The organism is Pseudomonas sp. Teo4 (assembly GCF_034387475.1).
Lineage (GTDB): Bacteria > Pseudomonadota > Gammaproteobacteria > Pseudomonadales > Pseudomonadaceae > Aquipseudomonas.
Map to the genome: position 1 here is coordinate 685644 of NZ_JAXCIL010000002.1, position 11556 is coordinate 697199.

General features: G+C 61.3%; 14 protein-coding genes. 1 reads left to right on the top strand and 13 read right to left on the bottom strand.

The genetic code is table 11. The annotated features are described in order from the left end of the window. The first annotated feature begins 46 nt into the window (after positions 1-46). Entirely contained in the window at positions 47-1291 is a 1245-nt protein-coding gene (locus PspTeo4_RS19435) for an MFS transporter (RefSeq protein ID WP_416196966.1), read from the top strand. Between the two features lie 50 nt (positions 1292-1341). Here PspTeo4_RS19435 and PspTeo4_RS19440 read toward each other — a convergent pair whose 3' ends face one another. The 13 genes from PspTeo4_RS19440 to PspTeo4_RS19500 form a co-directional block, all read right to left on the bottom strand. Continuing rightward, positions 1342-1689: a NirD/YgiW/YdeI family stress tolerance protein gene (locus PspTeo4_RS19440; protein WP_322365535.1), complete on the bottom strand. Its 348-nt coding sequence runs from the start codon at positions 1687-1689 to the stop codon at positions 1342-1344. A gap of 65 nt (positions 1690-1754) precedes the next feature. Next, a complete protein-coding gene (gspM, locus tag PspTeo4_RS19445) occupies positions 1755-2216 on the bottom strand; it encodes a type II secretion system protein GspM (RefSeq protein ID WP_322365536.1) in 462 nt (153 codons plus the stop codon). Then, positions 2216-3328, bottom strand: a complete 1113-nt coding sequence (gspL, locus tag PspTeo4_RS19450; protein WP_322365537.1) for a type II secretion system protein GspL — start codon at positions 3326-3328, stop codon at positions 2216-2218. Before gspL ends, gspM begins: the two co-directional genes overlap by 1 nt. Next, complete coding sequence (locus PspTeo4_RS19455; RefSeq protein WP_322365538.1) at positions 3321-4178, bottom strand: general secretion pathway protein GspK; 858 nt, start codon at positions 4176-4178, stop codon at positions 3321-3323. Before PspTeo4_RS19455 ends, gspL begins: the two co-directional genes overlap by 8 nt. Next, positions 4175-4768, bottom strand: a complete 594-nt coding sequence (locus tag PspTeo4_RS19460; protein ID WP_322365540.1) for a type II secretion system protein GspJ — start codon at positions 4766-4768, stop codon at positions 4175-4177. Before PspTeo4_RS19460 ends, PspTeo4_RS19455 begins: the two co-directional genes overlap by 4 nt. Beyond that, a complete protein-coding gene (gspI, locus tag PspTeo4_RS19465) occupies positions 4755-5138 on the bottom strand; it encodes a type II secretion system minor pseudopilin GspI (protein ID WP_322365541.1) in 384 nt (127 codons plus the stop codon). The genes PspTeo4_RS19460 and gspI overlap by 14 nt, the downstream gene beginning before the upstream one ends. Further along, on the bottom strand, positions 5116-5574 hold the full coding sequence (locus PspTeo4_RS19470; RefSeq protein WP_322365542.1) for a GspH/FimT family pseudopilin: 459 nt from the start codon (positions 5572-5574) through the stop codon (positions 5116-5118). Before PspTeo4_RS19470 ends, gspI begins: the two co-directional genes overlap by 23 nt. After that, positions 5571-6023, bottom strand: a complete 453-nt coding sequence (gene gspG / locus PspTeo4_RS19475; protein ID WP_322365544.1) for a type II secretion system major pseudopilin GspG — start codon at positions 6021-6023, stop codon at positions 5571-5573. The genes PspTeo4_RS19470 and gspG overlap by 4 nt, the downstream gene beginning before the upstream one ends. Before the next feature lies 1 nt (position 6024). Then, positions 6025-7230 carry a type II secretion system inner membrane protein GspF gene (gene gspF / locus PspTeo4_RS19480; RefSeq protein ID WP_322365545.1) on the bottom strand — a complete coding sequence of 402 codons (1206 nt, stop codon included), beginning with the start codon at positions 7228-7230 and terminating at the stop codon, positions 6025-6027. 2 nt (positions 7231-7232) lie between these two features. Further along, positions 7233-8693, bottom strand: coding sequence for a type II secretion system ATPase GspE (gspE, locus tag PspTeo4_RS19485; RefSeq protein WP_322365547.1), 1461 nt, complete (start codon positions 8691-8693; stop codon positions 7233-7235). Beyond that, a complete protein-coding gene (gene gspD / locus PspTeo4_RS19490) occupies positions 8693-10498 on the bottom strand; it encodes a type II secretion system secretin GspD (protein WP_322365548.1) in 1806 nt (601 codons plus the stop codon). Before gspD ends, gspE begins: the two co-directional genes overlap by 1 nt. Next, complete coding sequence (locus tag PspTeo4_RS19495; protein ID WP_322365550.1) at positions 10495-10860, bottom strand: type II secretion system protein N; 366 nt, start codon at positions 10858-10860, stop codon at positions 10495-10497. The genes gspD and PspTeo4_RS19495 overlap by 4 nt, the downstream gene beginning before the upstream one ends. Before the next feature lie 137 nt (positions 10861-10997). Continuing rightward, entirely contained in the window at positions 10998-11510 is a 513-nt protein-coding gene (locus PspTeo4_RS19500; protein ID WP_322365552.1) for a cytochrome b, read from the bottom strand. Between the last annotated feature and the right edge of the window lie 46 nt (positions 11511-11556).

Consider the following 11556-nt stretch of genomic DNA (forward strand, 5'->3'; position numbering starts at 1 on the left):
ATTAGCCAGCTATATGCTTTTTTCATCGCGCTTGAGGTACCTGCCCGTGAAGACCGCTGTAGCCCCCCTCCCTACCGAGCCTGACCCTGTCACCTTCAACGACACCTGGATCGAGAAAGGCACCCCCGCCTTCATGAAGACCGTGCTGGCCCTGTTCAGCGGCGGCTTCGCCACCTTCGCCCTGTTGTACTGCGTGCAGCCAATGATGCCGCTGCTGTCGAAGGAGTTCGCAATCAACGCTGCGCAGAGCAGCCTGGTGCTGTCGGTTTCCACCGCCATGCTGGCGTTCGGCCTGTTGATCACCGGGCCGATCTCCGACCGCATCGGGCGCAAGCCGGTGATGGTCTTCGCACTGCTGTGCGCGGCATTGTCGACCCTGGCCAGTGCGGTGATGCCGACCTGGGAAGGGGTGCTGGCAACCCGTGCGCTGGTCGGCTTGTCGCTCAGTGGCCTGGCGGCGGTGGCGATGACTTACCTGAGCGAAGAGATCCACCCCCAGCACATCGGCCTGGCGATGGGCCTGTATATCGGTGGCAACGCCATTGGCGGCATGTGTGGGCGCCTGATCACTGGGGTGCTGATCGACTTCGTCAGCTGGCACACGGCGATGCTGACCATCGGCGGCCTGGCCCTGGTGGCCGCGCTGGTGTTCTGGAAAGTGCTGCCCGAATCGCGCAACTTCCGCCCCCAGGCCATGAGCCCGCGCACCCTGCTGGACGGTTTCGTCATGCACTTCAAGGACGCCGGCCTGCCTTGGCTGTTCCTTGAAGCCTTCCTGCTGATGGGCGCCTTCGTCACCCTGTTCAACTACATTGGCTACCGCTTGCTGGCCGAGCCTTATCACATGAACCAGGCGCTGGTCGGCTTGCTGTCGGTGGTGTACCTGTCGGGCATCTACAGCTCTGCACAGGTGGGCGCCCTGGCCGACAAGCTGGGCCGACGCAAAGTGTTCTGGGCCAGCATTCTGGTGATGGCGGCCGGTTTGCTGATGACCCTGGCCAGCCCGCTGGTGATGGTGATCCTCGGCATGCTGGTGTTCACTTTCGGCTTCTTTGGCGCGCACTCGGTGGCCAGCAGCTGGATCGGCCGCCGGGCCTTCAAGGCCAAGGGGCAAGCGTCATCGCTGTACCTGTTCTGCTATTACGCGGGGTCGAGTGTTGCCGGGACGGCAGGCGGGGTGTTCTGGCATCACGCAGGCTGGAATGGTATCGGGCTGTTCATTGGCAGCCTGCTGGCAGTGGCGCTGCTGGTGGCGTTGCACCTGAGCAAGTTGCCGCCCAAGGCTGCCTGAGCCCTGTGACCGACAAGCCGGCGCCAGCTTGTCGGTCACAGGGTTTCGGATCAGTTGATGATCTCAACGATATCCACATCCACCTCTCGGCTCATCAGGTGCTTTTCCACCTCGCCGGTCAGCTTGACCTTGGTCTTCTCGTTGAATGGCGTCGCGGGCAGATCCTCGTCGTCAATCTCGACGGTAATGGTGCCGCTGTTGTCCTTGAACTCGTACTTGTCGTCGTTGTTGATCTTCTTGGTCACGAAGCCTTGCAGCACGACCGGGGTGTCGTCGGCTGCATCATTGGCCGCTGCCACGGTGGTCACAGGTTGGGCACCTGGGCCGGTGTAGCCGGCAGCCAGGGCCGCGGTGCTGAAAAGAGGAGCAAGCAAGAAGGCCAGGTAACGGAGTTTCATGGGGTAAGTCCTTGTAGGGGTTTCGATGGCCCCAGATTAGCCAGCCTGGCTGAATCAAAGCTTAATCACTCCAGCGCCAGGGCAAGCTGAGCCTGCAGTCGCTCGCCCTGCGCTTGCAGCTGCAAGTCAAGGAACCGAGCTTCGTCACGCTCAAGTTCATGCAGCCAGGCGAAGACAATCTCTGAGGGCCCCTCAATACTGACTTCAATCCGACCCGCCCGAGCCTCCAGCGCCTGTACCTGCAACCCCGCGCGCTGGGCCCGCTCGCTCAGACTGGCGGCCGTCAGCGTCTGCGCGCTGGCGGGTTGTCGATTCGGTGCCGAGGGCAGCCGTTGCAACTGCTGCTTGATCACTTCTTGATGAGCCAGTGCCTGCTGTAGCTCCTGCACACGCATTTGCCCTGGCGCCCAGGTAAAGTGCCACACAGTCGATGCAACAAGCAGCCAGCCCATGGCCTGGAGCAACCGTTGTCGATAAGCCGGAACTCGCCGCCATTGGGCGACCATGTGTTGATCGATTCGCAGCATCATTCTGACCCCGCCCAATGCAAACTCGCCCGGACATGGCCCTCAACTTGCCGCGCATGCCCCATGTCCACCTCAGGTACGCGTTCCTGCAAGCGTTCAAGGTCTGCAAAACCCTGTGCTACGACCTCGACACGCCAGCCTTTGGAAGGTTCGAGCACAGCCCGCTCGATGCGCAGGTTGCCCGCGTCGACCAGATGCTCAGCCAGCTCGGCCAGCCGTTGCATGGCGGTGACGGGTAATGGGCGCGGCTCAAGCGCTTGGATTTGCGCAAGCAGGTCGGTCCCTGGGGACTGCTCAGGTGCCCACGCCTGAAAGGCGTGAAGGTTGTCGGCCTGTAGCTGCGACGCCTGCCTCTGCAGACCACCAGCACGCATGTACTCGCCAGCACAGATAATCAGCGAGGCTAACAGCGCGCCTGCCATCAAAGCCTGCCACGGCAAGCTTCGCCGACGCTTGCGGAAACAGCCCTGAAGCAAGTCGACAGCATTGGCCTGCCCTTGCATCAACAGTCCAACGGCACTGTCCACGCGTTGGTTGCACGGTGCGTTTTGCGCGTCACAGCGTTCTGCCATCCAGGCCATGGGCGGCAGCTGTTGAGCGAGCACTTGGGCTGCCTGCGACCGAACGGCAAGTCGTGGCCCCCCCGCACCTCCCAATAGCCAACGCCCCTCCAGGTACAACGCTCCGGCCTGTGTGCCAAACAGGCGGTCGGCGTCGACATGAACGTGCAGCGGGTTGAGTCCCGCGGTTTGCACCACGGCCAGAACCCTCTGGAACAAAGCGCGATCGATCACCAGGGCACGCCTCGACCCTTGCTCGTCCACAGCGCCAAAGGCCAGATGCAATGTGTCCAGCGAAGCCGCCAACTGCTCCTCGACAGCATAAGCCAGGGCCTCACGCGAAGGCCGACGCCCCGGCACGGGGGCAACCGTGCAATCGCTGAGCAACTCCATCGGCAGCACCAACACCACCGACCGTGCACCCAATTGATCAGCCACTTCGTCCAGGCACGCCCTGCGCAATTCACCTTGCGATGACCACGCCAACACCGGCCACCGGGCATCGACCTGTTGTATCCCTTCCGGCAGAAGGTAAATCCCGCATTCATTCATCCAAACGTGGCTCCCTCAAGGCAGTAACGACTCGACGCACCACGCGCGGCCGCTGTGTCTTGGCATCGATTTCCACATCGCTGTACACATAAAGCTGCTGCCCGCCCTGTTGTGCCGTGAGTTCCAGACGAAACCAGCGACTGCCCACCGCCAGGCCATGCGTGCCTGGCCCTTGTCCTGAAAGCGCGGGTGCCGCGAGAAACTGCTGCACATTGGCGTAGCCAGCTGCCGGTCGCTCACGTAGCAAACGCGATGCGGTCGGTTCATCCACTTTTTCCAAGGTGCCGAGCAGGCGTGCCGAGGTGGTGTTGACGTTGAGCCCTGCTTCTTTCGGCAGTGCCACTATCCAGGGCTTCAGGCGCGCAAGAACTTCGCTGGTGACACCTGGCAGGGTGCGCAGCTGGCTGATATCGATGAGTGGGCGACCGACCAGAGGGTCCAGAGCAGGCGCTTTGATTTGCAAGGAATGGCAAAGACGCTGCCATCGCTCGAGCAGCACCTTGTCGAGCGACTGCAAGCCCACCAGCGAGCCAACATTGAAGCGCCCGGCCAGGTCCTCCATACGAACCGTCAGTTGTCCGTCACCCAGCTTGAAGGTGCGAGCGTTTGCCCAAGTCTGCCCGTTGTGGCTCAGTTGCACGAGTTCCGAAGCCTGCTGACCGATCTGCACCAGCGCCAGGCGCTCACCTGACAATGCCAGCTGCATCAGCCGCGACGCCTGAATCTGTTGGCTGGCACCTGCCAGCAACAGCTGGTGACTGCGTAGCATGCCTGCAGCCAGCATCGTGGCCAGTGCCAGAATCAGCAACACCGTAACCAGCGCAAGACCCCGTTGGCGTTCAGGCCTCACCGACCAACTCCAGCCAGCGGCAGAAGCCGTCGAAGGCGCTGAAAACGGCCAGACGAGATCGTCACTTCAATCGCGTTCGGTACAAGCGCGTGACGTTCAGGGCCCGGCCACTGAGCCGTCCAGCCTTGACCCGGCACATGCAGACGCCAACGCAACTCACTGACGTTGTCCAGCAAACGCTGTGGGCGCCCTTCACCTTGCTCCAGGGATCTGCGGCGCCGCCAGAGCGCCCCCTCTTCAAACCAGTACTCGACGACACGCAAATGACTGCCAGCAGCCACCGAGTCGCTCGCCTCATCGCTTAACATCCAACGGAGTCGCTGCCGGTCCAGAGAAACCGCATATCCAGTAGCCTCCAAGCTCGTCGGAAACACGCCCTGCCAGGCATCACGCTGGATCAGGCTCATGGCCCGCCCCAGTGCTCGCAGTTCATCAGCCTGCCGTTGTAACGCTGCCTCAGTGCGGACCAGGGTCGAGAAAAGCGTTGCGCTACCCAGCGCCAGCAAGGCGAAGATGGCCAGAGCAAGCAACAGCTCCAGCAGCGTAAAGCCCCGCTGCCGACGACATGCACCACGCTCATTCGGCGACATGCTCAACCTCCAGCCAATGAGTCGTCTCGCCCAGCACCGACCCCTCCGGCATCAACGCCACTCGCAGTCTGATTTCCAGCATGCCCGCGTCTTTACGTGTCTTGCGCACTTCATCCAGGATCCATCGACGCTGGGCAAAATCCACTTCCAGCCTGCGTTGCCCGGCAGACATGGGCGGTTGCAATAGCAGTTGCGTCAGGTGATTGTCCGCCACCCAACTGGCCAGCAACCGATCGCGTACCTGTTGCGTCTGCAGCAACACATGACGTGAGGCCGTGCCAACAGCAACGGCCAGCACGGCAAAGATGGCCAACGCCACCAGCACCTCAACGAGGGTGAAGCCGCGCTCAGCGGTCGAGCCAGGGGTCATTGAGGCCATCGCTCATCACAGTGGCAAGGCGCACACCCGCCTGTTCGAAATGCAGGGTAAAGGCCGTGTACTCGTCGTTGCTGTTCGCGATCACCTGCGGCCTGGCGGAATGGGCCTGAAGCGAAACTGGCACATCATCGAGTTCCAGGCGCAGGGACAACCCCGTGGCATGTGCTGTCCCTACCGCGGTCCAGCCCGATGCTGTCTGCTGCATCAGTTGATAGCCGCCACGGTCCACCCTTACGCCTGCAGGCCGGCCCTGTAGCACTGCTTGCTGCCGAACATGCTGAACCAGCTGAACGAACAAACCGGCCTCCTGTGCGGCCAGACGCTTACCGTCGCGCCCAAGGCTGAGGCCAGCCATACCGACGATTACCGACAGCAGCGCCAGTACGATCAGCAGCTCAAGCAAGGTGAAGCCTCGTTCCTGCTTCAAGCTGGTTCAGGCCAATTGCCTATTTCCGCATCCAGCCCTTCTCCACCGGCCTCACCATCGGCGCCGAAGGAGAACAGGTCATAATCCTGGCTGGAGCGCATACCGGGTACTTCGTATTGGTAGGCACTGCCCCATGGGTCTATCGGCATGCTCTTGAGGTAACCCTGGGCATTCCAGAACCGTGGTATCGGCGACCGGGTCGGCTGTTTGACCAACGCATCAAGGCCCTGCGCGGTGGTCGGATAGCGGCCATTGTCCAACCGGTAGATTTCCAACGCCGTGGCAATCGACTGCAGATCGCTCCGGGCCGCTGTCAACTTCGCGTGGTCGGGACGGCTCAGCACGTTGGGCAATACCAAGGCACCGAGGACGCCGAGAATGACCACCACCACCATGATTTCGATCAGCGTGAAGCCTCGCTGGGCACGGCGACTAGAACGTTTGGACATGTCAATTAACCAGTTGGTTGAGGTTGAGAATGGGCAGAAGGATGGCCAGCACGATGAACAGCACGATGCCGCCCATGACCAACAGCAGTAGCGGTTCGCAAAGGCTCACCAGCAAAGAGATGCGCGCGGCGAGGTGCTTCTCCTGAAGCTCGGCGGCGCGTGTGAGCATGGTGTCCAGTTCACCAGCACGCTCGCCGCTGGCAATCATGTGCAGCATCAAGGGTGGCAACGTCGCGCTGCGCGTAAGGCTGCCGGCCAGCGTCGCGCCTTCGCTCATTTCGCGAGCAGCTTTCTGCAAGCGCTCACGCAGTACCAGGTTGCCAACCACCGAAGCACTGATGTACATCGCTTCCACAAGGGCGACACCACTGCGTCCGAGTATTGCCAGGGTGCTGGCGAAACGGGCGGCGTCGGTGGCGCAGATGAAATCGCGATACCACGGCACGTGCAGCTTCAGGCCATGCCAACGGCGACGACGCGCTGGCTCACGCAACGCCCAGACGCCCAGTCCCGCCAGGGCCACAGTCACAATGGCAGCCAGCAGGCCATGGCTTGCGGCGACATCACTCAGCGTGATCAGCACCCGCGTCGCCGTCGGTAAGTGAGCCTGGTCGCGGGTAAATGCCTGCACCACATCAGGCACCACGTACCCCAGCAGGAAGCCCACCACCAGCACGGAGACGATCGCCAGAATCAATGGGTAGACCATCGCCAACAGTACTTTCTGGCGCATGGCTTGTTGCTGTTCAGCATGTTCAGCCAAGCGTTCGAATACGTCGGCCAGATGACCGGAGCGCTCTGCCGCAGCCACAGTGGCTCTGTAGACCAAGGGAAATGCACGATGATGATGGGCCAAGGCATCTGCCAGCGTGTTGCCTTCAGCGATCCGGTCGGCCACACCACGCATGACCAGGCGAACCTGGCGATGTTCACTTTGCTCTGTCAGTGCCTGGAGCGCCTCCGCCAGAGGCATACCCGCATTCAGAAGCGTGGCCAATTGTCTGCTCAACAGCGAACGCTGGCTTGCGGTAAGACGCTCGCCCGGCAACAAGCGACTGAACAAGGAGAGCGGAACCTGCCTGATCGACAGCACCTGCCAACCACGATCACGCAACATCTGCCGCGCCTGACGGTCCGTACCGGCCTCCAACCTGCCGCGTCGGCGCTTGCCGCTGGCATCGTGAGCATGAAAGCTGAACATCGCCATGATCAGTCCTGCCCCGCCACACGCAGCAGTTCTTCAACGCTGGTCTGGCCCTGAAGTACACGTTGCACGCCATGCTCAAACAGGCTGGGGGTGTCCTTGCGGATCAACTCGAGCATCTGGGCCTCAGCAGCCCGGGCATGGATGGCCTGGGCAAGTGCCGGCGTTACCACGACCATCTCGTGCAAGGCCAGCCGACCGCTGTAGCCTTGCTGGCACTCACTGCAACCCTGGGCCTTGTAAACTGTTGCCGGCTTCTGCGCCACGCCGATCACGCGGGCAGTGGTCTCGTCCAACGAGTGGGCCCGCTTGCAGTGGGGGCAGAGCGTACGCACCAATCGCTGGGCCATGACACCGGCCAGCGACGACGCCAACAGACACGTATCGATGCCCATGTCCGCTAATCGAGTGATCGCACCCAACGCGCTGTTGGTGTGCAAAGTCGAAAGCACCAAATGTCCCGTGAGCGATGCCTGTACTGCGATTTCGGCAGTCTCCCGATCACGGATTTCACCCACCATCACGACGTCAGGGTCCTGACGCAGAATCGCACGCAGGCCGCGTGCGAAAGTCATCTCCACCTTGGTGTTGACCTGCGTCTGGCCGATGCCAGCCAGGTGATACTCGATGGGGTCCTCCACAGTGAGGATGTTGCGCGACACCTGGTTGAGGTGCGAAAGCGCAGTGTAAAGCGTGGTGGTTTTGCCAGAGCCTGTGGGTCCGGTGACCAGAAAAATGCCATGGGGCTTTTCCAGCATGCGTTCGAAGCCCGCCCGCGCCACGGCTTGCATCTGCATGTGCTCGATATCCAGGCGTACCGCTTGTTTGTCCAGCAGCCTTAGTACTACTCGCTCTCCATGGGCGGCAGGCAAGGTCGATACGCGAACGTCAACTTCATGCCCCGCCAGACGTAATCCAATTCGCCCATCTTGCGGTACACGTCTTTCAGCGATGTCCAGGCGTGCCATGACCTTGACCCGTGACACCAGCAGGGCGGACAGCGCACGCGGTGGCGCCAGCACCTCGCGCAGCACGCCGTCGATCCGCATGCGCACACGTAGCTGATCCTCGAACGTTTCAAGGTGAATGTCAGATGCGCGTGATCGCACCGCCTCGCTGAGCAAGGCATTGAGCAAGCGGATGATTGGCGCGTCGTCCTGCTGCTCGAGCAAATCACTGGTCTGCGGCAGCGCCTCGGCCAACTGCGTCAAGTCGATGGACTGATCCAGGCCCTCGACCACTGTCTGCGCCGCATCCTGCGATGCGCCATAGCAACTGGCCAAACGTTCGGCAAAGGTGTTGGCATCCACCTGCCGCAGCTGCCATTCCTGCCCAAGCAGACGACTCGCCTCGGACAATGCCGATGGCGTGGCATCCTCACGCATCAGTAATACAAGGTTCTCAGCCTCGCGATCGAGCAGAATGCCGTGACGCCTGGCGAACACGAATGGCAGGCCGGCCTTCATCACGGGCGCGCCTCGAACAGTTGCCTGGCGTCTTCCGGCAAACTGGAGGACACCCCCTGCACATTGCGGTAGGCACGCTCGCCTACTTCGGAGCGTTGGGCCTGATTACGCAAGATGGTGGGCCGCAGAAATACCATCAGGTTGGTCTTTTCCTGCGTATCGCGGCTCCAGCGGAACAGCCCGCCAATCCAGGGCAATCGGCTCAACCCTGGCACACCACGCTGCTCGGTCTTGACGCTGTCCTTGATCAAGCCACCAATCACGATGATCTCGCCATCCGACGCCAGGATGGTGCTCTTGAGCGAGCGCTTGTTGGTTATCAGGTCGCCCTCGACCGTGCTGGGTGCCAGCTCTGAACTTTCCTGCTCGACTTCCAGGCGCAGGCTGCTGCCTTCATTTATATGAGGACGAACCTTGAGACTGATGCCGATGTCCTTGCGCTCGACCGTGGTGAAGGGGTTGTCGGAACTACTGCCTGAAGTGGTGTAAGAGCCCGTCTTGAACGGTACGTTCTGGCCAACCAGTATCTGTGCCTCCTGGTTGTCGAGGGTCAACAGGCTAGGCGTGGAAAGCAGGTTGCTGTGGTTGTTGCTGGCCAGAGCCGATACCAACACAGCGAAACGATCCGAACCGGCCGCCAAGGCAACGCCGCTTGGCAGAACAGCCTCTCCACCGAGCACGTCAGGCAGGGTAATGCCACTGTCGGCAAAGCTGACACCGCCCTTCAGCCCTCCACTGCTTACCCCCCATTGCAAGCCAAGTGCTTCGTTGATATCACCGCTCACTTCCACGATGGCTGCATGAATCAGTACTTGCGCGCGCGGCTGATCCAATTGTTCAACGATTCTTGTCACCCCTTCCAGCGTCTCTGGGGCCCCCAAAAGCACCAGCGCATTCTGGCTGGTATCAGCTTTTACCACTGTCTGCTCGGCAACAATTCCTTGGACGTCGGCGCTCGACTTGCCGTCCAGTTGCTTGCCAGCTTCGGCCAGCACCTCCGCCAGTAGCTCGGCGTTGCTGTGCTGCAGGCGGACCACCCGCCAATTCTGCGAAGCAGCCGGCGTTGTCACATCCAGAGACCTTGCAAGTCGGGCCAGGCGCTCTCTGGATTTGGCCGGCCCCAGAATCAGCAGACGGTTGCTTCGCGGCTCGGCCAGAACACGCACATCACCCTGCCCACCCTCGGTTGCTGCCTGGACGACCGTCAGCACGTCGCTCGCCTGGGCATGCCGCAGGGTCACCAGTTCGTGATCGTGCCGTTGACCGCTGTCGAGTTGGCTCACCAGGGCCTGCAACCGGTCGAGGTTGGCAGCCGAATCAGTCACTACCAGGGCATTGGCCGAACTGGACGGGCCAATGTAACCATTACTCGAAACCAGCGGCCGCAGCAGGCCGGCCAAGTCAGCTGCGATGCTGCCGGCAAGGGGAAATACGCGCGTGGTAAAGGCGGCGGGAATGGCTTCGACTTGCTGATTGGCCCAGACCTTTGCCTCACTGGCAGGTAGCACCAGCAGACGGTCACCATCGTTCACCGCCGCGAAGCCCTGTGCATTGAGCACCGAGTAGAACAAGCGGCGAATGCCTTCGCGGTTCAGTTGCTCGTTGGAGAGCACGGTTATCCTGCCCTGCACGCGAGGGTCGAGAATAATCGGCTGGTCAAGGATAGCGCCCACTTCACGCACCACATCACGGACATCGGCGTCGCTCATCGCCAACTGCCAAGTCGCCTCGTCAGCCAGTGTCGACTGCAAAGCCAAAGCAAGGCAGACCCCAACGCTGGAACGCAGGTATTGCTTGAACTTCATTGCACCTCCCGCAGCAGACGAGATGTAGTCGTGCCCCGGCTTGAAGCCGGCACACGTGAATCAGAGGGTTGGAAGATGGTGGATTTACTACCGCTTAGCGCCACGACTTGCTCACGCCCGTTGAACCAGAGGGTAATGGCACGATTCTCGATACGCCTCAGCACCCCACCCTCCGGAAGACGATCACCCACACGGTAAACAGCTTCACCACCCGCCCCCGCCACCAACGCACGCGCCTCTCCATGGCTGGAAACGAAACAGGCCTTGAGGGTGATATCCAACTGGCTTGGCATCGGTGCACCAGCGGGTTGGAATCCAAACGCGACGGCCAGCGCCGGTGTCGCCAGCGGCTTCTCGGGCATCGACTCTTGTCTGGCCGGCGGCGCGGGCGGCGAGGGTTTCGCCCTCTTGGGCAAACTGCTTTCACGCCAGACGACCAGCGCCGTAGCCATGAGCGGCATCGACAACCAAGCCAAAAAGCGAGGCGTAAACAATCGTTTCAGAGCAGCATCCTTCGCAGAACGTTACGCCCCTGCGACGCATGCATGATCACCGCCCCTACATGCATGACGAGCAACAGCGCCAACAGAACGCAGCTAGCGCGGTGCAGCACGAACCAGATATCCAGCCAAAGCGGATCGTCCACCAGCACTGGCAAGGTGAACCACCCAAATACCTCGACGTCTCGTTTGATCATCAGTACTCCGGACAACAGCACGGCCGCTGTAACCCAGTAGAGTCCTTCATGCACCGTGCTTGCCATCAGCCTCAAGCGCGCATTGGCGTGCAGGCCTTGGGGCCTTACGCAGTTCAGACGCAGCGCCCAACGCACCAGAAATACAGGAATGTAGAGGGTGCCAAGCGAGACATTGATAGTGCTGATGAAGTGATGCGTGGAACGTTCGACATTCAGTGTCGCGATCCAGAAGCCGCTCACCAGCACCCACAGAATCAAGGCAGCCGAAACCCAATGGAGCAGGATCTGCTGCCAGCAATATCTTTCATCGTTCATAAAACGGCCTTCAAGCAGGCCTGACGCCACGACCCTGTGGCGCCAG